A 24,937-nucleotide genomic window follows, 5' to 3' on the forward strand; every position below is an offset into this window, starting at 1 on the left:
CCTTGATAAGGTCGCCCGGCCCGCCGTTCCTGGTGCTTGAGAGACCCTCCGTATGACCCTGTCCGCGCGCAGCCGCCCCCCTCGCCTCATCGGCTCGTTCGGTTTGCAGGGCAGCGGTTCCACTTGGGTCTACAATGTCATTCATGGGGTGCTGGAGATATCGGGGGCCCGCATCGCCCGCTTCTTCGCCAACGACCTGACGCACGACACCGTCCTGGCGCTGCGCGGGGCGGATGTAGCCCTGGTGAAGGCGCATGAGCCGTCGGCGGCCCTGCTGGCGGCCTGCCTGTTCGCGGGCGCGCCGGTCATCATCACCGTCCGCGACCCGCGCGATGCCGTCGTCTCCCTCATGGAGCGGTTCGGCCATTCGTTCCAGGAGGCGGCGGACGAGGTGCGCAACAGCGCCCGCTATCTGATGCGCCTGGTGGCCGACTGCCCGGCCTGGGTGCTGCGCTATGAGGACGGCTTCATGGAGACGCCGGCCACCGTGTCCCGGATCGCCGCCCATGTCGGCGTTGAAATCAGCGACCACGATGCCGAGGCGATCTTCCAGGCGCACGCGAAGGGCGAGGTGGTGCGGCGGATCGGCCGCCTCATCCAGGAAGGCCGCATGGGCGACGACAATCCGCGCCTGCGGTTCGACGCGGCGTCCCATTGGCATCCCAACCATGTCGGCGACGGCCTGGTGGGCAAATACGCCAGGAAACTGACCGCCGACCAGGTCATGGCCGTCGAGATCGCCGGCCGAGACTTCATGGAACGGTTCGGCTACGCCCCCCTGACCAGTGGCCTGCCCTCCGGCTACGCCATCGACTTCGGCCCGTCGGGGTGCGTGAACCGCAGTGTGGCGCATGGCTTCTTCCGGCCGGAAATCTCGGGCGGCGCCGGGGTCATGTGGGCGCGGACGGCGACGGCCACCGTCGATTATCCCCTGGCCAGCCCCGCCACCTGGGCGCGGGGCACGGTTGACCTGACCCTGGCGCCCGGCTTTCGTCACGCGGCGGCCCGGGCCCCAATGGGGAACCAAGTGGATCCGCAGGTAGAGATCCAGGTTCAAGGCCGCACGATCGCCGTGCTGCGGCCGGATCCGGCGGGTGAGGACGGGGTGCAGTTGACCGTCGCCCTGGATGGGGGGAGATACCGGCCGACGGCTGTCTCGAGTTCGTGTTCCGCACCACGAACGCGGTGAGCGCCGCCGCGCTGGGCCTGTCGCATGACGATCGCAAGCTGGCCGTGGGTGTCCGCCGCATGGCCATTGAGTACGGCGCCTAGCCCTACTCAACCAGGCTGCCGGATCGGGTGGCGGACAGGGTGGCGGACGCCAGCAGGGTCTCGGCGGCGGCGACCACCTCGGTGGGGCTGACCCCCGTTATGCAATGCGCCGTGTGCCGCGACACGCAGCCCAGGGCGCAGGCCGGGTCGGCGGGGGCGGTGGGCCGCACGATGCGGTGGGGCACCCCCACGGGGCCGAAGCGATGGGGCGCGTTCTCATGGTTGTCCGGCGCCGTCAGCGGATGGCAGGAGATTTCGACCACCGGCACGGCCACGGCCGCCGCCATGTGCATCAGGCCCGAATCGTTGCCGATGTACAGGGCCGCGCGCTCCAGCACGGCGGCGGATTTGCGCAGGTCCAGCCGGCCCGCCAGGTTGTGCGCGCGGCTGCCCAGGGCTTGGGCCACGGCGGCGGCGTCGCCGGCCACGTCCGTGCCCCCCAGCAGCGCGAACGTCAGGTCGTGGCGCCCCGCCAGGGTCCGCGCCGCCGTGACCACCTGGTCCACCGGCCAACGCCGGCGCCCGGTCGAGGCGCCCAGGCCCAGGGCCACCAGGGTACGGCCGGCCACGGGCGGCACCGTCGTCCAGGCCGTGGCGCGGTCGACCTCGTCCAGGTGGATGTCGCAGCGCGGCTCCGATGATGTCGGGGCCGCCCCGCCGCCGCTGACCGCCCGCATCAGCGCGCCCATCACCTCGACCTCGTGGCAGGGGGCCGGAATGGTCACCACGTCCGTCATCATGGCGGTGAAGGCGGCGTTGAAGCGGGTGAGGTCGGGCATGCGGGGGCTGGTCAGGCCATAGCGGCGCGGCACCCCGGCCAGCACCGCGATGTGGTTGGCCAGGTAATAGTCGGGCATCAGGCGGGGGATGATGGTGGCGTCCACCCCTTCCAGGAACGCGACGGCCTGGTCGATCGTGGCCTCCAGCCAGGCCGTGGCTTCATCGGGCGCGAGCCAGGGCAGACGCACCGGGACCAGCAGCGTGCGATCGATGCGCGGGTCGCGGGTCACCAGGTCCCGCACACGGGCGCTCGCCATCAACCCGATCTCGCCCCCGAACCAGGGGCGCAGGGGACGCAGGAAGGATGTCAGCAGGACGCTGTCGCCGATGGAATCCAACTTCAAGATACCCAGCCGGCCCTGCGGCGGCAGGGGACGGGCCCGCTGGTCGGGCGGGATGAAGGGGGCCAGGGTGGCGGCCAGGCGGTTGGTCAGGCGCGACAGGGCGGCGTCGATGGCGCGCTTGGCCGCGCGCGTCCGCTCTTCGCCATGGTCGGGGCCATCGCCGGACGTCCTGTCCAGGACGGCGAAGGCGTCCGCCTGGGCGTCGCCGGCCAGGGCCAGCAGATCGCGCGCCCGCATGCGGCCCCGATGCTGATCGGCGCCGCTGGCCTGGGCCAGGGAGGGCAGGACCAGGCCGCCCGCGGGCAGGTTGGCGACGGGCAGGCCGGCCGCGACGGCGCGCAGCACGACATGATGGCCGGTCCACCGATCCAGCGGGACGGGGGCGTCGCCGACGCAGGCGGGCAGGGCGTCCACGGGCAGCAGCACGGGGCCGAAATAATGCTCCGGGCGGTCCAGCCGGTCGGCACGGTCCAGGCGGTACAACGGGCCGATCACCGGCAGCAGGCGGACGACCCCGACGCCGGTGGGCGCCGACGGCCGGCGGTCGGGCAGGGCGATCAGGCCGTCATCCCCGCACAACAGCAGGGCCGGTACCGCCATGTCCCGGGCCAGGGTCGCCAGTCCGGCCGCGTCGACGGCATCACCCTCCAGGACGCGGCACCGCTCGTCCGGAATATCCAGAGGGTGACCCGGCGCCCGCAGGACGGTGACCGGCACGCCGGCCGGAAGGCGGCGCAGCAGATGATGCATGACGCGCGGGCCCAAGCGGCCCACGCGCAACACGACGCCGTAAGTATGCGTCAACCCCCATTCCCCCATGGACCAACGGCCACTTCAGCCCGGGGGCGGCCCACCCCGGCCGGATCCGTTAACGGATCGATGAATTGATACGTGGGGGAGCGTATTTGCCTGGTGGTAGAGCCGCAATAATTAGTGCGACAAATTGCACCATTTACGTTTACTGAATTGGTAATAGACGCACAATAATGCAATAAATATGGCGGACACTGCTAAGTCTTATCGTCTATTAAATTAGTAATAATAAGAACAATTTTACAACTGTTGTTGGACATACCAAGTTTCCAGCCGCTGGGTATAGGACGGCTTCCCAGAGGCGTTGGGATGGTGAAACGAAAACGGCGGCATCCCCCGGGGTGCCGCCGTTTTCGTGGGGAGTGGGAAGGTCGACCTTCGCTGATGCCGCGCAGAGCCAGATGCTTTATCGCTTACGGCGTGGTCCGGTGGGCGCTGAGATTGCCTTCGGTGGCGGCCGGGACGGCCTTGAGCCGGCAGAGGTCCAAGGGCTCCTCCGCCGGCAGGCCGCATCGGGTGGCGACGATACGCGGCCGGGTGGAGTGGGGCGGGGGGATTGGTGGATGACCTTGTCCGGGCCGACCTGGGGCGCGGGCTCGACAAGGATTTCCGGAAATGGCAAAGACCGGGTGATGGCCGTCGCGTCATATGCGAAGGCTTCAGGCCGGGCAGCACTCAATTCATCTGGGAAAAGGGCCGGAAAAACTCAACGGCTTGGTCTGGCTATTCGTCCATTACTTGAGACGAATGGCGCGCCCGGAAGGACTCGAACCTCCAACCCCCAGATTCGTAGTCTGGTGCTCTATCCAATTGAGCTACGGGCGCTTTTTCGTCTCACCGGTGTCGGCCGGTGAGGTGGGTGCTTGTAGAGGATGATCGGGGGGACGCAACAGCTTTTTTTGGTCCCGTTGCATTTTCTTGTCGGCGGCAACCCCCACCCCGCGAGCCGAGCGGGACGCCGGTGCGTCGCGATGCATTGTCCAGACGGCGGGGATGGGCTATCTACCCAATTCTCCACCTTTGTGAACATTTTTGACCGTTTCGCGGAGCGCCGCCCCCATGTCGTCCCATCACGCCGATACCGCCAAGAACTTCCCCGTCACCTGGGAAGAACTGCACCGTCATGCCAAGGCGCTGGCCTGGCGCATCAGCGACAAGGGGCCGTGGAAGGGCATCGTCGCCATCACCCGCGGCGGCCTGGTCCCGGCCGCCATCCTGGCGCGCGAGCTGAACATCCGCCTGATCGACACCATCTGCATCAGCAGCTACGACCACCAGAACCAGCGCACCGCCCAGAACCTGAAGGCGCCGGTGGCGGTGGAGGGTGAGGGCGAGGGATGGCTGATCGTCGACGACCTGGTCGACACCGGCAAGACCGCCGCCATTGTGCGCAACATGATGCCCAAGGCGCACTTCGCCACCATCTACGCCAAGCCCGCCGGCCGTCCGCTGGTCGACACCTTCATCACCGAGGTGTCGCAGGATACCTGGATCCACTTCCCCTGGGACCTGAACCCCATCGCCTACATGCAGATCCGCAACGACTGATCCGCCCAGGCTACGCCCGAAACGAGCGGCCCCGCCGGAACGCCCGGCGGGGCCGTTTGCGTTGTGCGCTATGTTCTTCCTGGGTCGCGACCGCGTCCGCCGGAGCGGGTGCCGAAGGGCGCAGCGAGGATGGCAAGCGGGCGGATGCCCGCGCCCGCAGGGAACTACTTGGATTCCGGCGCCACCACGTCGCTCAGGTGCGGGGTGTCCGGGTCGGCGATGATGGCGCGCAGGGCCGAGCGGTCCTGCGGCAGCTTGCCCTGCGGCACGTCCATCAGGGTGTCGGCGCGGGTGCTGATGGGCACGGGCTTGCCGTAGATGGCGTTCAGCCGCTCATACTCCGCGCGGTGGAAGGCGTCGTCCTCCTCATAGCTGGGGTAGGCGCGCGGGGTGATGATGATGTCTTCCTGCCGCGTCGCCGTCTCGGCCGCGCGGCGCGGGCCCGGTGCCGGCACGGTCACCGTCTGGGTGGTGGCGGTCGGCTGGGCGGTGGTGGTCTGCTGCGCCCCGGCGGGGGCGGCCAGCAGCGCGCCCGTCATCAACGCGCCCGACAGCAGCGTGGCGCTCATGGTTAGGGTTTTGGTGTGGACAAGGCGGGTCGGCATGGCATCGGTCTCCTCTGATGCCGGCCTTGCCTAAGGCCGGACGGTGAAGGAATCCGCGACCGCGAAGGGGAGGCCGCCCGGGACCCTGGGCGGGTCGCGGGAGGGCGGCGGCGGGTAAGCCACTTGAGACCAATGATATAGGGAAGACCGGGACTTATTCCCAGACGGCCAGGGCGCTTATTCCCAACCGCCTAGCAGGGGGCGCATGCGCTTGCTGTCCACGTTGCGGATCTTCTGCCGGCCGTGGACATGGGTGGGCGCGGGTTCGACCGGGCCGCCGGCGCGCACCGGCCGCTCGGCGAAACGGCCCAGCGAGATCATGCGGTCGTACATGACGATGGCGGCGGCCACGGCCACGTTGACGCAGAACTTGATGGGGATCTTGATGACGTGGTCGCAGCGCGCCTGCATGGCCGGCGACAAACTGCCGCGCTCCGGCCCCAGGACATAGGCGGCCCGCAGGGGATGGCGGAAGCTGGGCAGGTCCACCGCGTCGTCCGTCAGCTCCACACCGACCAGGGTGCAGCCTTCCGGCAGGGTCATGGCCGAGACGCTGGGGTAGGTGTAGAGCGGGACATGGTCCTGGCCGCCCGAGGTGTCGACCCGGTTCATCTCGTCCAGGTCCAGGGCGGCGTTCACGGTGAACACAAAGCTCGCCCCGAACGCATGGCCGGAGCGCATGATGGTCCCGATGTTGCCCGACTTGCTGATCCCCTCGGCGCCCAGGGCGAAATATCCGCGCATGTCGCGCACCTTGCACAAGGCAAGCCGCTTGGGCAAGGTTCCAGCCCCCCGGGAAACAGGATTGCAGTCATGCCCCGGCCGGGGGAGAACGCGGACATCAACGAACCCCAAGGGCGGAGCGCCTGGTCATGCACGACCACGACGACCATGATCACCACCACGGCGACGGCTGCTGCGGCCATGACCACCAGCCCGCCCCCCAAGGCCAGGCGACCGTGCGCCAGGTGGACATCCCCGACCGTTCCGACGCCCCCATCCTGGTGGAGGTGACGCGCGGATCGATGGTGGAATCCCGGCATCGCGGTCGCGTGGTCGTCGTCGACGCCGGTGCCCGCGTGGTGGCCCACTGGGGCGACGTGGACGGCCTGGTCTATCCCCGCTCCTCCAACAAGGCGCTGCAGGCCATTCCCCTGATCGAAAGCGGGGCGGCCGACGCCTACGCCGTGACGGATGAGGAACTGGCCCTCGCCTGCGCCTCCCACCAGGGGGAGGCCATGCACACCGAGCGCGTGGCCGCCTGGCTGGACCGGCTGGGCCTGTCGGTGGATGACCTGGAGTGCGGCGCCCACCTGCCGACGCATGAGCCGACGGCGTCCGCCTTGCTGGCGGCGGGGCGAAAGCCGACCGCCCTGCACAACAACTGCTCCGGCAAGCACACGGGCTTCCTGGCCGTGGCCAAGCACAAGGGGGAGAAGCTGGCGGGCTATGTCCGCTATCAGCACCCGGTGCAGCAGCGCATCCTGGGTGTCATCGAGCAGGTGACGGGCCATGACCTCAGCCGCGCGCCCTGGGGTGTCGACGGCTGCTCCATCCCCACCATCGGCCTGCCCCTGGGCGCCCTGGCACTGGGCATGGCGCGGCTGGCCGACCCCGACAGCCTGCCCGACCGGCGGGCGGAGGCGGTGATGCGCCTGCGCCGCGCCTGGGGCAAGCATCCCGAGCTGGTGGGCGGCACCGGCAACTTCGACACCGAGGTGATGCGCGCCGCCAAGTCGGCCGTGCTGCTGAAGTCGGGGGCGGAGGGCGTGTGCTGCGCCGTGCTGCCGGAACACGGGCTGGGCATCGCGCTGAAGATCGAGGACGGGGCGCCCCGCGCCGCTGGCCCCGCCATGGCGGCGGTGCTGAAGCGCCTGGGCGTGCTGCCCGACACGGTGTGGGACGGCGTGGCCACCCTGGCCGTCGCCCCCGTCATCAGCCGCAAGGGCGAGACCGTCGGCGAGATCCGTCCCACCGCGGCGGCGGCGGGGTGACCGCCCCCTGATTGATGCGCAAATGAAAACCGCCGCCGAGGTCGCCCCCGGCGGCGGTTTCCGTTTTGGGCTGCCCCGCCCATTTTTAGTGGATCGACTCGCCGTGCAGGGCGATGTCCAGGCCGTCGCGCTCAATGTCCTCATCGACGCGCAGGCCAATCACCAGGTCGATGATCTTCAGCAGGATGAAGGTGATGACGGCGCACCACACGACGGTGAAGCCCACACCCTCCAGCTGGGTCAGCACCTGGCCCACGTTGCCTTCGATCAGGCCCAGCTTGGCGGCGGGATCGTCCTTCAGCGTGGCGGCGAAGGCGCCCTCGCTGTTGGCGATGGACATCTTGGCGAACACGCCGGTCAGGATGGCGCCCACGATGCCGCCGATGCCGTGCACGCCGAAGGCGTCCAGGCTGTCGTCATAGCCCAGGGCCTTCTTCAGCGAGGTGGCGGTGAAGAAGCAGATGACGCCGGCGGCGATGCCGATGGCGAAGGCGCCGACGGTGTCGACGAAGCCGGCGGCCGGGGTGATGGCCACCAGGCCAGCCACGGCGCCCGAGATGATGCCCAGGACCGAGGGCTTGCCCTTCAGGGCCCATTCCACGAACACCCAGGCCAGGGCCGCAGCACCCGTGGCCACCTGGGTCACGGTCATGGCCATGCCCGCGCGCGGACCGGCCGTCAGGGCCGAGCCGGCGTTGAAGCCGAACCAGCCCACCCACAGCAGCGAGGCGCCGATGAGGCTAAGCACCAGGTTATGCGGGCTGAAGTCGGCGTTGGGGTAACCCTTGCGCTTGCCGATGACCAGGCAGGCCACCAGGCCGGCGATGCCGGCGTTGATGTGCACGACCGTGCCGCCGGCGAAGTCCAGCACGCCCAGCTTGGCCATGAAGCCGTTGGGATGCCACACCGTGTGGGCGACGGGGGCGTAGACCAGCAGCGACCACAGCGTGATGAAGATCAGCATGGCGGAGAACTTCATGCGATCGGCGAAGGCGCCGGTGATGAGCGCCGGCGTGATGATCGCGAAGGTCATCTGGTACATCATGAACACCGGCTCCGGGATCGTCGGGGCCAGGGCGTGGGTGCCGGTCGGGTCCATGCCCGCCAGCAGCACACGGCTGAAGCCGCCGATGAATTCCTTGGCGTCGGCGGCGTCGCTGGCGGCGGTGAAGGACAGGCTGTAGCCCACCAGCGCCCAGATGACCGTGACCAGGCAGGTGATGGTGAAGCTCTGCATCACCATGGCCAGCACGTTGAACTTGCGCACCATGCCGCCGTAGAACAGCGCCAGGCCGGGGATGGTCATCATCAGCACCAGGGCGGTGGACATCAGCATCCACGCCGTGTCGCCACCGTTGATGGTGGGGGCCGTCGCGGCCGCGGCGGGGGCCGCCGCATCCTGCGCCATGGCCAGCGCGGGCAGGCCCGCCGCCAGCGCCACCGCGCCCAGTCCCAGGAAACGCCTACCCATACCGCTCATCCCACACCCCATTCCCAGCATCCATTCCCAGGCGCCGCCGGCGGCAGGGACCGTCACCGGCCCTGGTCCGCCGGCCATCCGCGAACCCGCGTCCCGAAAAGCGCGCCGCCCCCTCTTTCAAACTTCGTGCCGCGATACATCCGGTCGCGGTCCGGGGCCTTGGCCCCTGAGGGGATGCCAATGGGTGATTATTTTGTGGGCGGAATTCGGGAAATCGGAAGGGTGCAATGCCGTGCACGCCCAAAGAACAGGCGGATTTTCATCAAAAATGGGGACGGTATGGCAGAATGGTCAGGGACTTAGCGCCACACGTCATCAAATATCAGTGCCATTGGCGGCAAACTGTGCGGGAGTTGCCTAATTTTTGGGCTGTGCGGTCTCTCCCTTCGATTGGGGGGCCTCAAAAGCAGTAACGCCGGCGCCACCCCCTCGCCACCCCGGAACAGGGCGGAAGGGGCGGGCGCCGGCGCCACCAAAAAACTCTCAATCGGCCGTGAGGAAGGCGCCGATTATTCCTCTTCCTCGTCGGCGTCCTGCTCGATCTGGTTGGCCAGGTCGTGCAGCATGTCCACCACGTCCTGGTGGGTGGTCTCTTCCACCGCCTGGTTGACGGCCACTTCGATCATGGCGACCGCGACATAGGCGGCCAGGGGGCCGGCCTCCTTGAGCGCCGCCTCAAGATGCTTTTCCGCGACGCTCAGCGCCTTCTCGAACAGGGCTTCCGCGGTGGAGTTGTTGGTGTCGCTCATGGCAGACCTTCACTGTGATAATAGGGGTGTATGGGTCAGATGATGGGCAGCTATAGCACCCTTGCCGGGTGTCGTCACGCCGCCCCGCTTGCCAAAACCCGTTCCATACCCCTAATCCCTGGGGCAAACGCCGCCCCGTCACAGGAACTTAACGCCCGTGTCCGTCCCCACCCCGTTTCCGCCAGCCTCCAGCGACGCGGCCGAACCACCCTTCGACCTGGCCGACGCCGGCAGCTATCGCTTCTGGACGGATGAGCACGTGCGCTTCAACGACCTGGACCCGGTGGGCCATGTCAACAACAACGCCTTCGGGGTCTATTTCGAATCGGGCCGCGTGGCGCTGCACCAGGCCCTGCGCGGCCGGGCGCGCTTCGACCGCCACGCCATCGTGATGCGCAAGATCACCCTCGATTACCTGGTGGAGATCACCTACCCCAACGCCGTGCGCATCGGCACCCGTCTGGTGCGCCTGGGCCGTACGTCGTGGACGACGGGCAGCGGCCTGTTCGTCGGCGGCCGTTGCCACGCCACCGCCCTGTCCGTCTCCGTCCTGGTGGATGTCGACGGGCACCGCCCCACGCCCATTCCCGACGACCTGCGCCCTGTCATGGAGAGCTTCCTGTGAGCCGCCGTTCCGCCCCCGGGCCTACCCCCACGCGCGGCAAGCCATCCGCCGGCGGCCGCCATCAGCCCCGCCGTCCCGGCCGGACCCCCGCCGCCCATCCGCCGGTGGAACCCCCGACCAGCGGCCCCATCGAGATCACGGTGGAAAGCGTGGGCGCCCTGGGCGACGGCGTGGCCCACTGGCAGGAACCCTACGGCCCGAACCATCGCCTGTTCGTGCCCCAGACCCTGGTGGGCGACCGGCTGATGGTGCGCTTCGCCCAGCAGCGGGGCGAGGGCTGGCTGGTTGAACCGGTATCGCTGCTGGCCGAGGGGCCGGGCCGGGCCGATCCCGCCTGCCGCCACTTCGGCATCTGCGGCGGCTGCACCCTGCAGCATATGGACGCCGACACCTACGGCGCCTGGAAGGTGGAGCAGCTGCGCCACGCCTTGTCCCGCGCCGGCATCAACAATCTACCGCTGGCGGCGTCTGGGGCCCCATTGGTGCGCACGCCGCCCCATGCCCGTCGCCGCGCCGTGCTGGCCGCCGCCCGCCGGGGCCGCCGCCTGTGGCTGGGCTTCAATGAGCGCGCCAGCCACCGCCTGGTGGATATCGAGGAATGCGCCGTGCTGGCGCCGCGCCTGATGGCGCTGGTGGCCCCCTTGCGCACCCTGCTGCTGGAGCTGCTGCCGGACGAGCACACGCTGGACGTGGCGCTGACCCTGCTGGACGATGGGCCGGACGTCCTGCTGGTGGGTCTGCCGCAGCCCGACCTGAACGCCCTGGAAAGGCTGGGCGCCTTCGCCGAGGCGCATGACCTGGCCCGCCTCTCCTGGTCCAAGCGGCCGGGCGCGCCGGCGGAGCCCATCGCCCTGCGCCGCACCGGCGTGGTGCGCTTCGGCCCGGTGGCGGTGTCGCCGGCCGCCGGTTCCTTCCTGCAGGCCAGCGCCGAGGGTGAGGCCGCGCTGGTGGCGGAGGCCTTGGCCGGCGCCAAGGGGGCCCTGTCACAGGAAAGAGGGGGCCGGGTGGCCGATCTGTTCGCCGGCAGCGGCACCCTGACCTTCCCCCTGTCAACGCTGGGCCCCGTGCACGCGGTGGAGGGGGATGGCGTGGCCATCACGGCGCTGGAGGCGGCGGCCCGTGTCGCCACCGGCGCCCATCCCGTGACGGTGGAACGCCGCGACCTGTTCAAGGAACCGCTGTCGCCGGCGGAATTGTCGGCCTACCAGGCGGTGGTTTTCGACCCACCGCGCGCCGGGGCCGCGTCCCAGGCGGCCGCGCTGGCGGCGTCCAGTGTGCCGGTGGTGGTCGCCATCTCCTGCAACCCGGTCAGCTTCGCCCGCGACGCCGCCCTTCTGCTGGGTGGCGGCTATGTCCTGGAACGGCTGGTGCCGGTGGACCAGTTCCTCTGGTCCCCCCATCTGGAGGTCGCGGCCCGCTTCCGCCGGCCGTGATGGAGGGGGCGGCGTGACCCGTCTGCCGCAGTGGCGCCAAAGGTGACGTGGCCGGCCGGTGCGGCCGTGCGGGGGCGGCGATGACGTGCTATAACCGCTCCCCCGTTGGCGCAATCCAGAAGCGAGTCCGTCAGTCCCATGAGCAAGGCGCTTGAGATCCTGAAGTCCTACGCCCCGGCCACGGTGGCGGAGGAAAACGTGCTGAACGATATCCTGGACCGGCTGGGCCGCCGGACGCTGGACGCCGACACCGCCGTCGAACAGATCATCGACCGCCTGGACTGGCCGCTGGACCGTGCCGCCGCCGAGGTGGATGCGTATTTAGAGTAGCCCCTCAGACGGCGGGCGGGCCCATCCGGGCCCTTGGCCTCATCCTCAGTTCCCAGTCCGCGTCGCTCCCCGGAAACTTCCGGCGGACGCGGTCGCGTCCTTGTCGCTTCGTCGCACCTCGGCTGAGTAGGGCGTAAGAGCAGTTCCGCCTGGAACTGGGCTGGGACGCGACCGCGTCCGCCGGCGCCTGAGGCGACCGAATACGCATTACTCGGTAATGCGTATGGTGGGCAGTCCGACCCCGGCGGCGGCGCGTTCGCGCAGGATTTCGCGGCGGAAGCGGTAGAGTTCCGCCGGACGGCCGCCGGTGCGGACCTCCAGGGCGCCCGTGGCTTCCACCAGGCCGCCGGCGATCAGCAGGCGGCGGAAGTTCTGCTTGTGCAGGCGCACGCCGGACAGCGCCTCCACCAGGCGCTGTAGCTGGAACAGGGTGAACTGCGGCGGCAGCAGGTCGAACACCACCGGCCGGTATTTCAGCTTGCCCCGCACCCGCCCCAGCGCCGCCGCCAGGATGCGGCGGTTGTCCTGGGCCATGGGGATGCCGGTGGCGGCCAGCGCCTCGGGCTGCGTCGGGCCGGACCACAGGCCGGCCACGTCGGCCGGCAGCTTGCCGTTCTGCGCCAAGCGGGCCAGCACGGCGCGGTCGCGCGGCGCCTCCGCCACCAACCCGGCCTCGTACAGCAGTTCATACCGCTCCAGCACCCGTTCATAGTCCCAGGCGTCATCGTCGCGGCTGAAGGTGGTGTGCACCCGGTCGCGGCGCGCGGCGGCCAATTCCGGATCATGGTCGGCCCAGCGCTCCAGCGCCGGCAGCAGGGTGCGGGCGATCATGGCCGGCCGGCCGTCGCGCCAATCCTCCCATGGGAAATAGCTGTACCAGTCGTGCCACTCGGCGGCACCCGAGCCCGACAACGGCGCCTCGCGCGTCAGGGCGATGTAGCCGACGGAGACGACGCGCGGCTCCCCATCCACCTCGCGCAGGTCGCGATAGCGGTCGCCGAAGGTGTAGAGCTGCTCGACATAGCCCAGGGGCAGGCCCGTCAGCTCCGTCACCCAGCGGCGCAGGCCTTGTTCCAGGGTGCGGTGGCGTTCCGGCGCGAAGGGGCCGAAGGGCAGGGCGTCCCAGTCGCCGCTGGCCTGCTGCTGCGGCGTCGCCAGGTCATGGGTCAGGCGGCGCACCACCAGCACGCGCGGCACCTCCCGCGTCACCGCCACGATCACGGCGGTGAGGCCGATGGAGGCGCGCTCGCCCATGGGCTGCGAGATGGGCTGCTGGCCGGGCTGGGGCTGAGGGGCCTGGGCGCTGGTCACGAGTCTCCCGCCAAATCTGTTTTCTGGGCACCTTTTCCGGGCCCGGGGCGGAGGCCCGTCCCGGGGCGCGACAGAATGTGTTGTCCGAGACGCTTTTGACAGCAAGAGAAAGTTCACGGGCACCTGTTAAAAGACGACAATCTGCTTATTGTCCTAGGCGGCAGGATGCCGCTTCGTTTCCCCACCACGATTTGCCTATGGTAGGCCCCGCGAATTAACGGGCCGGCCGCCGTGTGGGAACCACATGTCGTGAGAGAAGGTCCGACTTCGGGAGAGAGACCCATGGCGCTCAAAGCAGAACAGCGCAAATCCGAACTGACCGAGCAGATCGCCGCCAAGGTGCGGGATCGCCTGTCTCGGGAAAAGGCCGCCACGGCGGAACGTTTCGTCCGGCAGTTCTACGCCAACGTGCCCCCTGACGACATCCTGCGCAGCAGCAGCGACGAGCTGTACGGCGCCGCCATCGCCATGTGGCAGTTCGGCGCCGTGCGCAAGGCCGGCACCGCCCAGGTGCGCGTCTGCAACCCCAAGGTGGAGCAGGACGGCTGGCATGCCCCCCACACGGTGGTGGAGATCGTCAACGACGACATGCCCTTCCTGGTGGACAGCGTCTCGGCGGAACTGAACCGCCACGGCCTGACGGTGCACCTGGTGATCCACCCGGTGGTGAAGGTGAAGCGCGACGCCGATGGCCGCCTGGTCGAGCTGTATGAGCCGCACGCCGCCCCCGCCGACGCGCGCGCCGAAAGCTTCATGCATGTGGAGGTCGACCAGCAGACCTCCCCCGAACTGCTGGAAAAGGTCCGCGCCGGCCTGGTGCACGTCCTGGCGGACGTGCGCGCCGCCGTGGAGGATTTCGAGGCCATGCGCACCCGCGTGGCCGAAACCATTGACGAGTCGCGGAAGAGCGGCCTGGCCCTGGACGCCGCCGAGGTGGCGGAGGGCGTGGACTTCCTGCGCTGGATCGACGACGACCACTTCATCTTCCTGGGCGTGCGCGAGTACCGCTTCGGCAAGGAGGATGGGCAGGACACGCTGGACATCCTGACCGGCGCCGGCCTGGGCATCCTGCGCGATGACGAGGTTTCGGTCTTCGACGGCCTGCGCTACTTCTCCCAGTTGCCGCCGGACGTGCGCGCCTTCGTGCGCCAGCCGCGCGCCATCATGGTGACCAAGGCCAACAAGGACTCGACCGTCCACCGTCCGGCCCCGCTGGACGCCGTGATGGTGAAGCTGTTCGACGACAATGGCGTGGAGATCGGCGAGCGGCTGTTCGTCGGCCTCTTCACCTCCGTCGCCTACAACCGCGCGGCGCGCGAGATCCCCTACCTGCGCCAGAAGGTGAACCGCGCGCTGGAGCGGGCGGGCTTCGACAAGTCCAGCCACGACGGCAAGGCCCTGCTGCACATCCTGGAGACCTATCCCCGGGATGAGCTGTTCCAGACCAGCGATGACGAGCTGTTCGACATCGCCATGGGCGTGCTGCACCTGCAGGACCGCCAGCGCGTGGCCCTGTTCGTGCGCAAGGACCCGTTCGAACGCTTCGTCAGCGCCCTGATCTACGTCCCGCGCGACCGCTACGACACCGACCTGCGGCTGAAGCTGCAGGGCATCCTGGAGACGGCGTTCGAGGGCAAGACGACGCAGTACCATGTGATGCTGTCGGAAAGCGCGCTGGCCCGCGCCCACATCATCATCCAGACCACCCCGGGCAAGGTGCCGGACTACGACGTCCGCGATGTCGAAGAGACCTTGATCGAGGCGGCGCGCGGCTGGGGCGAGCGCCTGCAGCAGGCCCTGGTGGACGCCAAGGGGGAGGAGGTCGGCCTGCGGCTGGCCCGTCGCTACCGCCGCGGCACCCTGGCCGAGGGCTATCGCGAAATTTATAGCCCCGAAGCCGCCGTGATGGACATCGAGCGGCTGGAGGCGGTGGCGGCCACGGGCCGGATCGCGCTGAACCTGCACCGCCCGGTGGAGGCCGAGCCGCACGAGCTGTTCTTCAAGGTCTACCACGACGACACGCCGGTGCAGCTGTCCCAGGCCCTGCCCATGCTGGAGGATCTGGGCCTGAAGATCCTGGCGGAAGGCGGCCCGCATGAGGTGCGCCTGCCCGGTCGTGAGAAGTCCATCTGGATCCAGGACTTCGAGATGAAGATGGCCAACGGCCAGGCCGTCGAGCTGGACGCGGTGAAGGAGGCGTTCGAGGACGCCTTCATGCGCGTCTGGACCGGCGAGGCCCAGACCGATGGCTTCAACAAGCTGGTGCTGGGGGCCGGTTTGGCCTGGCGCGACGTCACCATGGTGCGCGCCTACGCCAAGTACCTGCGCCAGGCCCGCTTCGACTTCTCCCAGTCCTATATCGAGGACACGCTGGCGGCCCACGTGGGCATCACCAAGCTGCTGGTGCGCCTGTTCCACCTGGCCCATGACCCGGCCATCCTGGCCAAGCTGGGCCGGGAAGAGGTGGACAGCCGGCGCATGGGCCTGGTGGTGGAGATCGACCACGCGCTGGACCAGGTCACCAACCTGGATGAGGACCGCATCCTGCGCCGGATGCTGAACCTCATCCGCGCCACCCTGCGCACCAATTTCTTCCAGAAGGGTGCGGACGGCCAGCCCAAGGCCTATCTGTCGTTCAAGCTGGACAGCCGGTCCATCGACGACCTGCCGCTGCCCCGGCCCATGGTGGAAATCTGGGTCTACAGCCCCCGGGTCGAGGCCGTGCATCTGCGCGGCGGCAAGGTGGCGCGCGGCGGCATCCGCTGGTCCGACCGCAAGGAGGATTTCCGCACCGAAATCCTGGGCCTGATCAAGGCCCAGATGGTGAAGAACGCCGTCATCGTGCCCATGGGCTCCAAGGGCGGCTTCGTGGTGAAGAACCCGCCGCCGGCCTCGGCCGGCCGCGAGGCGGCGCTGGCCGAAGGCATCGAGTGCTACAAGACCATGATGCGCGGCCTGCTGGACATCACCGACAACCTGGTGAAGGGCCAGGTGGTGCCGCCCCAGGACGTGGTGCGCCTGGACGGCGACGACCCCTACCTGGTGGTCGCGGCCGACAAGGGCACGGCCACCTTCTCCGACATCGCCAACGGGGTCAGCCGCGACTACGGCTTCTGGCTGGACGACGCCTTCGCCTCGGGCGGTTCGGCTGGGTACGACCATAAGAAGATGGGCATCACCGCGCGCGGCGCGTGGGAGGCGGTGAAGCGCCACTTCCGTGAGCTGGGCCGCGATTGCCAGACCCAGGACTTCACCGTCGTGGGCGTGGGCGACATGTCGGGCGACGTGTTCGGCAACGGCATGCTGCTGTCCAAACACATCCGCCTGGTGGCCGCCTTCGACCACCGCCACATCTTCCTGGACCCCAACCCGGATGCCGCCAGCAGCTGGGAAGAGCGCAAGCGCATGTTCGACCTGCCGCGCTCCTCCTGGGCGGACTATGACAAGTCCAAGCTGTCCCAGGGCGGTGGCATCTTCGAGCGCGGGGCCAAGTCCGTCCCGCTGTCGCCCGAGGTGCGCGCGGCCCTGGGCATCACGGCCGAGCGCCTGACCCCGGCCGAGCTGATGCAGGCCATCCTGAAGGCGGACGTGGATCTGCTGTGGCTGGGCGGCATCGGCACCTATGTGAAGGCCGGGGGCGAGAGCAACGCCGAGGTGGGTGACAAGGCCAACGACGCCCTGCGCATCGATGGCCGCCAAGTCCGCGCCAAGGTGGTGGGCGAGGGGGCCAACCTGGGCTTCACCCAGCGCGGCCGCATCGAGGCGGCGCAGGCCGGCGTCCGCCTCAACACAGACGCCATCGACAACTCCGCCGGCGTCGACACCTCGGACCACGAGGTCAACATCAAGATCCTGCTGCGCGACGTGATGGACAAGGGCAGCATGACCCTGCCCCAGCGCGACGCGCTGCTGGCCACCATGACCGACGACGTGGCGGAGCTGGTGCTCGCCGACAACTACCAGCAGACCCAGGCCCTCTCCATCGACGAGGCGGTGGCGCCGGACACGCTGGACGACCTGGCCCGCTTCATGCGGCTGATGGAAAAGGCGGGCAAGCTGAACCGCGCTATCGAGTTCCTGCCGACGGATGAGGAGGTATCGCTGCGCGCCCAGGCCCGCCGGGGCCTGACGCGGCCGGAAACGGCGGTGCTGTTGGCCTATGCCAAGATCGACCTGTACGACAAGCTGCTGAACTCCGACCTGCCGGACGATGCCAAGATGGCGGCCGACCTGGTGGAATACTTCCCGGAAAGCCTGCAGCGGCAATATCCCCAGGCCGTGGCCGGTCACCAGCTGCGCCGCGAGATCATCGCCACCGTGGCGACCAACAGCATGGTGAACCGCGTCGGTCCCAGCTTTGTGGCCGAGATGGTGGAGCAGACGGGCCTGGGCGAGGCCGACGTGGCCCGCGCCTATCACATCGCCCGCGACGCCTATGGCCTGCCGGCGGTGTGGAAGGCCATCGACGCCCTGGACAACCAGGTCCCGGCGGCCACCCAGGCGGCCATGGGCCTGGCCACGCGCCGCCTGCTGCGCCGCGCCGTGCCGTGGACCCTGCTGAACAGCACCCACCCCCTGGACATGGCGGCCGGCATCGCCCGCTTGGGCCCGGCGGTGAAGGTGTTGTCCAAGGCGCTGGCCGACATCCTGTCGCCCGACGCCGCCGCCGACCTGGCCGCCAAGAAGGACGAGCTGGAGCAGGCGGGCGTGCCGGCCGAGTTGGCCCATCATGTGGCGGCCCTGTCCGCCCTGGGGGCCGCCACCGACATCAGCCAGATCGCGGTGGAAACCAACCGGGGGGTGGAGACGGTCGCGGCTGTCCACTTCGCGCTGGGCGAACGGCTGGGCTTCGACTGGCTGCGCGGCCGGGCGGAGGCGGTGAAGACCACCACCCACTGGCAGCGCCAGGCCCTGGGGGCCATCATCGACGACCTCTACGGCCTGCAGGGCCGCCTGGCGGCCCGCGTGCTGGCGGGTGAGGGCGACGACGTCACGGCCCTGATCGACGGCTGGCTGGCCGCCAAGTCCGGCCCGGTGGACCGGATCCAGTCCCTGCTGGCCGAACTGCGCGGCGTGGCGCACCTGGACGTGGCCATGCTGGCGGTCGCCACCCGCCAGCTGCGCGGCCTGACGGCGGGCTGAGACTTACTCCGGCGTGAAATCCAAGGGCATGAGGCTGCGCCTCGTGCCCTTGGGTGCCCCCGCCCGGAGATTGAGGGCGTGGCGGCGCCACTTTCTTCGTGAATTTCAACCCCGATTCTCCGTCGCCTGCACTGTGGGCGGCGGTGTCGAACTGTCGCTTGCGCAAAGCGTGGCGACTCCATATTTATTGATTTCACATCACCTGTCCGTGCATTGCGAAGATTGTCCGGCTCGTGGTCTCGTTTCCCTGATATCCCTTGGGGAAACCGCTTCCATAGGTGAGCTTTGTCCGTGACGTCGGATTACAGGGTCCTTGAGGGCAAGCGCCTGCTGCTGGTCATTTCCGGCGGCATCGCGGCGTACAAATGCCTGGAACTGATCCGCCGGCTGAAGGAACGCGGCGTCCGCGTCCGCGCCGTTTTGACCGAGGGCGCGCAGCACTTCGTGACGCCCCTGTCCGTGGCCGCCTTGTCGGAGGAGAAGGTCTACACCGACCTGTTCTCCCTGACCGACGAGTCGGAGATGGGGCACATCCGCCTGTCGCGCGAGGCCGATCTGGTGGTGGTGGCCCCGGCCAGCGCCGACATCCTGGCGCGCATGGCGGCCGGCATGGCCAATGACCTGGCGACCACGGCGCTGCTGGCCACCGACAAGCCGGTGATGGTGGTGCCGGCCATGAACGTCATGATGTGGACGAACCCGGCCACCCAGGCCAACGTCCGCACGCTGGAGGGGCGCGGCATCCGCCGCCTGGGCCCCGCCGCTGGCGACATGGCCTGCGGCGAGGTCGGCTCCGGCCGCATGGTGGAGCCCATGGAGATCGTGGCCGGCATCGCCGCCTTCTTCGCCGAACAGAGCGCCCCCAGGCCTTTGGCCGGCCGCCGTGCCGTGGTGACCAGCGGTCCCACCCACGAACCCATCGACCCCGTGCGCTACATCGCCAACCGCTCGTCGGGCAAGCAGGGCCACGCCGTGGCGGCGGCCCTGGCGGCGCTGGGCGCCGACGTGACCCTGGTCAGCGGCCCGGTCACCCTGGCCGACCCGCCGGGCGTGCGCGTGGTGCGGGTGGAAACGGCGGCGGAGATGCTGGCCGCGTCCCAGGCCGCGCTTCCGGCGGATATCGCCGTCTGCGCCGCCGCCGTGGCCGACTGGCGCGTGGCCGCCGCCGCGGGCGACAAGGTGAAGAAGGGCCCCGACGGCCCGCCCACCCTGGCCCTGGCCGAGAATCCCGACATCCTGGCCACCTTGTCCCAGGCTGGTCCCCAGCGCCCCCGCCTGGTGGTGGGCTTCGCCGCCGAGACGCGCGACGTGCTGGCCTATGCCGCGGCCAAGCTGGCCAGGAAGGGCTGCGACTGGATCGTCGCCAACGACGTGGCGACCGGCACCGGCACCTTCGGCGGCGATGACAACCAGGTGCATCTGCTGCGCCAAGGGGCCCAGCCCGAAACCCCTCTCGTTGAGACTTGGCCGCGCCTGAGCAAGGCCGAGGTTGCGGCGCGCCTGGCCCAGGCCGTCGCCGACGCACTGTCTCCCTCCATTGCCACCTCACCAAGCAACAACCGTCCGGAACCCGTTTGATGACCGAAGCCGTTACCGTCGCCGTCACCCGCCTGCCCCATGGCCGGGATTTGGATCTGCCCGCCTACGCCACCGCCCAGGCCGCCGGCCTGGACCTGATGGCGGCCGTGTCGGCCCCGGTGGTGATCCCGCCCCTGGGCCGCGCGCTGGTGCCCACGGGCCTGGCCATTTCTCTGCCGGTGGGCTTCGAGGCGCAGGTGCGCCCGCGTTCCGGCCTGGCGCTGAAGAACGGGGTCACAGTGCTGAACGCGCCGGGCACGGTGGATGCCGATTACCGGGGCGAGGTGGGCGTCATCCTGGTGAACCTGGGGGACCAGCCCTTCACCGTCGAACGCGGCATGCGCATCGCCCAGATGGTGATCGCCCGCCACGAGCGCGCCCAGTGGAACGAGGTGGACAGCCTGGATGAGACCGCCCGGGGCGCCGGTGGCTTCGGCTCCACCGGCGTCGCCGCGACCGCCACCGGCCGGGCGGGCTGATAAAAATGGGGGAAGGGATGCTGCGGATTTCCAAGAAGCTGATGTTCGCCATCGAGGTGGTGCTGGACATCGCCTACAACGCCGGTTCCGAACCCGTGCAGTCGGGCGAGATCACCGCGCGCCAAGGTATCCCCAAGCGCTACCTGGAACAGGTGCTGCAAGCCCTGGTGCGGGCCGGCATCCTGGCCGGCGTGCGCGGTCCGCGCGGCGGCTATCGCCTGGCGCGCGAACGCCGCCGCATCACGGTGGGTGAGATCGTGCGCATCGTCCGCGCCCTGGAACAGGCCACCGATCCCATTGAAGAGGCGGTGGGGGCCGAGCTGGGCCGGCAGGTGGTGCGCCCGCTGTGGGCCGAGCTGCAGGACGACTGCATGCGCCGCCTGGACCAGACCACCATCGAGGATTTGTGCCTGCGCGCCCATCGCGCCGGCATCGAAAGCGAAGCGACCCACAAGCTGGACTTCAGCATCTAAGGAAGGGATCGAACCATGTCTGACACCGTGCCCACCGCCGCCTTTCGCGGCCGCGTTTACGACAGCATCCTGGAAACCGTGGGCGCCACCCCCCTGGTGCGCCTGAAGCGCCTGGCCGCCGCCCATGGCGTGAAGGCCGACATCATCGGCAAGTGCGAGTTCTTCAACCCGCTGTCCAGCGTGAAGGACCGCATCGGCCTGGCCATGATCGAGGCCGCCGAGGCCGACGGCCGCATCTCCCCCGACCGCACCCTGCTGATCGAGCCCACCTCGGGCAACACCGGCATCGCGCTGGCCTTCGTGGCCGCGGCCAAGGGCTACCGCCTGATCCTGACCATGCCGGAAAGCATGTCGGTGGAACGCCGCCGCATGCTGAAGCTGCTGGGCGCCGAGATCGTGCTGACCCCGCCGGCCCAGGGCATGAAGGGCGCCATCGCCAGGGCGGAGGAACTGGCGGCCGAGGCCGGCGACGCCTACATCCTGCAGCAGTTCAAGAACCCGGCGAATCCGGAAATCCACCGCCGCACCACGGCCGAGGAAATCTGGGCCGATACCGCCGGCGGCGTTGATTTCCTGATCTCCGGCGTGGGCACCGGCGGCACGCTGACCGGTGTCGCCAGCGTGATCAAGGAGCGCAAGCCCAGCTTCAAGGCCGTGGCGGTGGAACCGGAGGACAGCCCCGTCCTGTCCGGCGGCCTGCCGGGCCCGCACAAGATCCAGGGCATCGGGGCCGGCTTCGTGCCCGACATCCTGGACACCCACCTGATCGACGAGGTGCTGCGCATCTCCAACCAGCGCGCCTTCGAGACGGCGCGCGAGGTGGCCAAGCTGGAAGGTGTCGCCGTCGGCATCAGCTCCGGCGCCGCCCTGGCCGCCGCCCTGGAACTGGGTGCCCGCCCGGGGAACGAGGGCAAGCAGATCGTCGTGATCCTACCCAGCTTCGCCGAACGCTACCTGTCCACCGGCCTGTTCGACGGCCTGGAGTGAGGGTCAAGGGGGCCGGTCACAGCGCCGGCCCCTTTTTGCCCGCTACTTTCCAGCCCGTTTCACCTAGGCCCCGACTGGGGCCGCCGGAGCAAGCACCGAAGGGCGGAGCGAGGACAAGCCAAGGGGCGGATGCCCCGCCGGCGTCTGAGGCAACTCAAAACTCCGGCGCCTGAGGCAAATATATGGACTTCAATAACTCACAGATCGAGCGCTACTCCCGCCACATCATCCTGAAGGAGGTGGGCGGGGAGGGGCAGGCCAGGCTGCTGGCCAGTTCCGTCCTGGTGGTGGGCGCCGGCGGCCTGGGCGCCCCCCTGCTGCTGTACCTGGCGGCGGCCGGGGTGGGACGCATCGGTATCGTCGACGACGACACGGTCGACCTGTCCAACCTGCAGCGCCAGGTGGTGCACGACATGGCCTCGCTGGGCCAGGCCAAGGTGGACAGCGCCGCCGCCCGCCTGCGCGCCATCAACCCCGACGTGGTGGTGGAGACGCACCGCATGCGCCTGGACCCCCACAATGTCCGGGACCTGATTCGGGCCTATGACATCGTGGCCGACGGGTCGGACAATTTCGCCACCCGTTTCCTGCTGAACGACGCCTGCTATTTTGAGCGCCGCACCCTGGTGTCGGCCGCCATGCTGCGCTTCGATGGCCAAATCTCCACGTTCAAAGCGTATCTGGATAAGGCCCACGAGGGCCATCCCCATCCCTGCTACCGCTGCGTCTTTCCCGAACCGCCGCCGCCGGGCCTGGTGCCCTCCTGCTCCGAGGCCGGGGTGCTGGGCGCCCTGGCCGGCACGGTGGGCTCCCTGCAGGCGCTGGAGGTTTTGAAGGAGCTGCTGGGCATCGGCGACAGCCTGTCCGGCCGCCTCATGCTCTATGACAGCCTGGGGGCTTCCTTCCGCACCGTGCGGGTGAAGCCCGACCCCGACTGCCCCCTGTGCGGCAGCCATCCCACCATCACCGCCCTACCGGGCGAGGCCACCATCACCGCCCTGCCTGGTGAAAAGGGGCCGGGGGAAGGGACGGCATGACGACCACGCAACCGGGGCTGTCCATCGTGCTGCGCTCGGGCGGCTTCGACCGGGTGCACTACGCCCTGGTCATGGCCACGGCGGCGGCGGCCATCGGCCGGCCCACCCTGCTGTTCGTCACCGGCCGCGCCCTGCGCCTGTTGCTGGCGGACGACGGCTGGACGGGCCTGGACCCGGCGGACGACGGCAGCACCGCCGTCGAGCGTGAGCGGCGGTTCGCCGAGACCAACGTCGCCACCCTGGCGGAGTTGACGGAGTCGCTGGACCCCCTGGGGGTGCGCGTCATGGCCTGTGAGATGGGCTGGCGCGTGCTGGGGCTGGACAAGCCGGCCCTGCGTCCCGATGTGACGGTGGAAACGGCGGGTGTGGTGACGCTGTTGCAGGCGACCCCGCCGGGCGCCCATCTTATCCACCTGTGATCCGCCCAGCCTGAGAGCGCCCCGCCATGCCTGAATTGCCCGAGGTCGAAACCGTGGCCCGGGGCCTGGCCCTGAAGATGGAGGGCCGCACGCTGGTGCGCGTGGCCCAGCACCGCCCCAACCTGCGCACACCCTTCCCGCCCGGCTTCGTCCAGCGCCTGACGGGCCGGCGCGTGGCCGGCATCGGCCGACGGGCCAAGTATGTGCTGGTGCGGCTGGACCCCGTTTCAGGCTCGGGGGAGGACACCCTGCTCATCCACCTGGGCATGTCGGGCAGCATGGTGGTCAGCCGGGGACCGGCGGGCGCGCCCGGGGCGCACGACCATGTGGTCATGGAAACGGACGACGGCGCCGTCGTCACCTTCAACGACCCCCGCCGCTTCGGCCTCATGGACCTGATCGCGGACGGGCAGGTGGACAGCCACCCCCTGCTGGCCAAGCTGGGGCCGGAACCCTTGGGCAACGCTTTCGACGCCGACACCCTGTCGGCCCGCCTGGCGGGCAAGATGACGCCCATCAAGGCGGCGCTGCTGGACCAGCGCGTGGTGGCCGGCCTGGGCAACATCTATGTCTGCGAGGCGCTGTTCCGCTCCGGCATCAGTCCGGAACGGTCGGCGGCCAGCGTGGCGGGCAAGGACGCCCAGCGGCTGGTGCCGGCCATCCGCGACGTGCTGACCGAGGCCATCGCGGCCGGCGGTTCCTCCCTGCGCGACTATGTCCAGTCGGACGGCGAGCTGGGCTACTTCCAGCACTCCTTCGCCGTTTATGGACGGGAGGGCGAGGCCTGCCCCGGTTGCGACTGCGACGTGGCCCGCACGGGTGGCGTGCGGCGGGTAGTGCAGGCCGGCCGGTCCAGCTTCTTCTGCGCGCGGCGGCAGCGCTGACGCATGCGGCCTTGGCCGTTGATGGGGGGCCCGCCATGCGTCACCTTACCGCCTAAGATCTCATTCCCGGCCCCTCTTGGCCGCCCCTGGCCCTCCGCGTGAGCCCTGAATGCGCCTTGCCCTCGCCGCCGCCGTTTCCATCACCCTGCTGCTGGCCCCCCTGCTGCTGGTGGCGGGCCCGGGGCGCGCGGGACCGGTGGAGCCGGGGTTCGTGCCGGGGGTGGAGGATTTGCCCCTGATGCCGGGCCTGACGGCGCCCGCCAACGCGGCTGTGGTCTTCGATCAACCGGAGGGCCGCATCGTCGAGTCGGCGGCCCAGGGCGACGTCAGCGCCGCCGCCATCACCGCCTTCTACGCCCAGACACTGCCGCAGCTGGGCTGGCACCCGGCCGGCGACGGCCGCTGGGCCCGCGAGGGCGAAAGGCTGGAGATCACGGCGACCCGCGACGGCATGGGCGGCCGGGGCGAAACCATGGTGCGCTTCACCTTGCGCCCACAGTAGGCCCGCTTTTGAAATGCGCCCCAAGGGAAAGGGTGTTTTTAAAGTAAAAGACCCACGATCTTGGGTGTTGACGATAGAATCGCCCATATCTGGTTTTAGACTCGTTGAATCCGGGGGGCGGGGATGCCCAAAGCAGGGGCGTGCTCGCCGGA

At 69.4% G+C, this 24,937-nt stretch carries 21 protein-coding genes and 1 tRNA gene; 15 read left to right on the forward strand and 7 right to left on the reverse strand.

All coding sequences use genetic code 11. The annotated features are described in order from the left end of the window. Positions 1-52 precede the first annotated feature (52 nt). Positions 53-1,189: a hypothetical protein gene (locus tag UAJ10_RS12225; RefSeq protein ID WP_322915611.1), complete on the forward strand. Its 1,137-nt coding sequence runs from the start codon at positions 53-55 to the stop codon at positions 1,187-1,189. Positions 1,190-1,274: 85 nt separating this feature from the next. Here the strand turns inward: UAJ10_RS12225 and UAJ10_RS12230 are convergent, their stop codons facing one another. Together UAJ10_RS12230 and UAJ10_RS12235 are read right to left on the reverse strand one after the other, a co-directional pair. Beyond that, on the reverse strand, positions 1,275-3,200 hold the full coding sequence (locus tag UAJ10_RS12230) for a glycosyltransferase family 9 protein (protein WP_322915612.1): 1,926 nt from the start codon (positions 3,198-3,200) through the stop codon (positions 1,275-1,277). A 757-nt stretch (positions 3,201-3,957) separates the two neighbouring features. Continuing rightward, positions 3,958-4,034, reverse strand: a tRNA-Arg gene (locus tag UAJ10_RS12235). A 234-nt stretch (positions 4,035-4,268) separates the two neighbouring features. Between UAJ10_RS12235 and gpt the strand changes: the two genes are divergently transcribed. Continuing rightward, positions 4,269-4,757, forward strand: coding sequence for a xanthine phosphoribosyltransferase (gpt, locus tag UAJ10_RS12240; RefSeq protein WP_040845989.1), 489 nt, complete (start codon positions 4,269-4,271; stop codon positions 4,755-4,757). Positions 4,758-4,921: 164 nt separating this feature from the next. On the opposite strand, the gene UAJ10_RS12245 is transcribed toward gpt, so the two are convergent. Continuing rightward, positions 4,922-5,362, reverse strand: a complete 441-nt coding sequence (locus UAJ10_RS12245) for a hypothetical protein (protein WP_322915613.1) — start codon at positions 5,360-5,362, stop codon at positions 4,922-4,924. Positions 5,363-5,539: 177 nt separating this feature from the next. Then, positions 5,540-6,142: a TrmH family RNA methyltransferase gene (locus UAJ10_RS12250; RefSeq protein ID WP_322915614.1), complete on the reverse strand. Its 603-nt coding sequence runs from the start codon at positions 6,140-6,142 to the stop codon at positions 5,540-5,542. A gap of 92 nt (positions 6,143-6,234) precedes the next feature. Here UAJ10_RS12250 and UAJ10_RS12255 point away from each other — a divergent pair, with 92 nt between their 5' ends. Beyond that, positions 6,235-7,356: an asparaginase gene (locus UAJ10_RS12255; RefSeq protein WP_322915615.1), complete on the forward strand. Its 1,122-nt coding sequence runs from the start codon at positions 6,235-6,237 to the stop codon at positions 7,354-7,356. Positions 7,357-7,441: 85 nt separating this feature from the next. Here UAJ10_RS12255 and UAJ10_RS12260 read toward each other — a convergent pair whose 3' ends face one another. Together UAJ10_RS12260 and UAJ10_RS12265 are read right to left on the reverse strand one after the other, a co-directional pair. After that, positions 7,442-8,827: an ammonium transporter gene (locus UAJ10_RS12260; RefSeq protein ID WP_322915616.1), complete on the reverse strand. Its 1,386-nt coding sequence runs from the start codon at positions 8,825-8,827 to the stop codon at positions 7,442-7,444. 518 nt (positions 8,828-9,345) lie between these two features. Continuing rightward, complete coding sequence (locus tag UAJ10_RS12265; RefSeq protein WP_040843696.1) at positions 9,346-9,585, reverse strand: hypothetical protein; 240 nt, start codon at positions 9,583-9,585, stop codon at positions 9,346-9,348. Between the two features lie 157 nt (positions 9,586-9,742). On the opposite strand from UAJ10_RS12265, the gene UAJ10_RS12270 reads away from it, so the two are divergent. The 3 genes from UAJ10_RS12270 (at position 9,743) to UAJ10_RS12280 (ending at position 11,973) form a co-directional block, all read left to right on the forward strand. After that, entirely contained in the window at positions 9,743-10,210 is a 468-nt protein-coding gene (locus UAJ10_RS12270) for an acyl-CoA thioesterase (RefSeq protein ID WP_322915617.1), read from the forward strand. Continuing rightward, positions 10,207-11,643, forward strand: coding sequence for a class I SAM-dependent RNA methyltransferase (locus UAJ10_RS12275; RefSeq protein ID WP_322915618.1), 1,437 nt, complete (start codon positions 10,207-10,209; stop codon positions 11,641-11,643). Before UAJ10_RS12270 ends, UAJ10_RS12275 begins: the two co-directional genes overlap by 4 nt. A 138-nt stretch (positions 11,644-11,781) precedes the next feature. Beyond that, complete coding sequence (locus UAJ10_RS12280) at positions 11,782-11,973, forward strand: hypothetical protein (protein WP_040848183.1); 192 nt, start codon at positions 11,782-11,784, stop codon at positions 11,971-11,973. 207 nt (positions 11,974-12,180) lie between these two features. Here UAJ10_RS12280 and UAJ10_RS12285 read toward each other — a convergent pair whose 3' ends face one another. After that, entirely contained in the window at positions 12,181-13,284 is a 1,104-nt protein-coding gene (locus UAJ10_RS12285; protein ID WP_322915619.1) for an NUDIX hydrolase, read from the reverse strand. Positions 13,285-13,566: 282 nt separating this feature from the next. Here UAJ10_RS12285 and UAJ10_RS12290 point away from each other — a divergent pair, with 282 nt between their 5' ends. From UAJ10_RS12290 to UAJ10_RS12330, 9 genes are all read left to right on the forward strand, one after another. Next, positions 13,567-18,426, forward strand: coding sequence for an NAD-glutamate dehydrogenase (locus UAJ10_RS12290; RefSeq protein WP_322915620.1), 4,860 nt, complete (start codon positions 13,567-13,569; stop codon positions 18,424-18,426). A gap of 291 nt (positions 18,427-18,717) precedes the next feature. Further along, entirely contained in the window at positions 18,718-20,004 is a 1,287-nt protein-coding gene (gene coaBC, locus UAJ10_RS12295) for a bifunctional phosphopantothenoylcysteine decarboxylase/phosphopantothenate--cysteine ligase CoaBC (RefSeq protein WP_322915621.1), read from the forward strand. Further along, positions 20,004-20,483, forward strand: a complete 480-nt coding sequence (gene dut, locus UAJ10_RS12300) for a dUTP diphosphatase (RefSeq protein WP_322915622.1) — start codon at positions 20,004-20,006, stop codon at positions 20,481-20,483. The genes coaBC and dut overlap by 1 nt, the downstream gene beginning before the upstream one ends. Positions 20,484-20,500: 17 nt before the next feature. Continuing rightward, complete coding sequence (locus tag UAJ10_RS12305) at positions 20,501-20,956, forward strand: RrF2 family transcriptional regulator (protein ID WP_322915623.1); 456 nt, start codon at positions 20,501-20,503, stop codon at positions 20,954-20,956. Positions 20,957-20,971: 15 nt separating this feature from the next. Continuing rightward, complete coding sequence (gene cysK / locus UAJ10_RS12310; RefSeq protein ID WP_322915624.1) at positions 20,972-21,943, forward strand: cysteine synthase A; 972 nt, start codon at positions 20,972-20,974, stop codon at positions 21,941-21,943. A gap of 182 nt (positions 21,944-22,125) precedes the next feature. After that, a complete protein-coding gene (locus tag UAJ10_RS12315; protein ID WP_322915625.1) occupies positions 22,126-22,980 on the forward strand; it encodes a HesA/MoeB/ThiF family protein in 855 nt (284 codons plus the stop codon). Continuing rightward, entirely contained in the window at positions 22,977-23,399 is a 423-nt protein-coding gene (locus UAJ10_RS12320; RefSeq protein ID WP_322915626.1) for a DsrE family protein, read from the forward strand. Before UAJ10_RS12315 ends, UAJ10_RS12320 begins: the two co-directional genes overlap by 4 nt. Before the next feature lie 26 nt (positions 23,400-23,425). Next, the gene (gene mutM, locus UAJ10_RS12325; protein WP_322915627.1) at positions 23,426-24,283 is read left to right on the forward strand and encodes a bifunctional DNA-formamidopyrimidine glycosylase/DNA-(apurinic or apyrimidinic site) lyase; all 858 of its coding nucleotides are present in this window, start codon (positions 23,426-23,428) and stop codon (positions 24,281-24,283) included. Between the two features lie 109 nt (positions 24,284-24,392). After that, on the forward strand, positions 24,393-24,785 hold the full coding sequence (locus tag UAJ10_RS12330; RefSeq protein WP_322915628.1) for a hypothetical protein: 393 nt from the start codon (positions 24,393-24,395) through the stop codon (positions 24,783-24,785). Positions 24,786-24,937 lie beyond the last annotated feature (152 nt).

The organism is Nitrospirillum guaranorum, from assembly GCF_034653275.1.
Classification (GTDB): Bacteria; Pseudomonadota; Alphaproteobacteria; order Azospirillales; family Azospirillaceae; genus Nitrospirillum.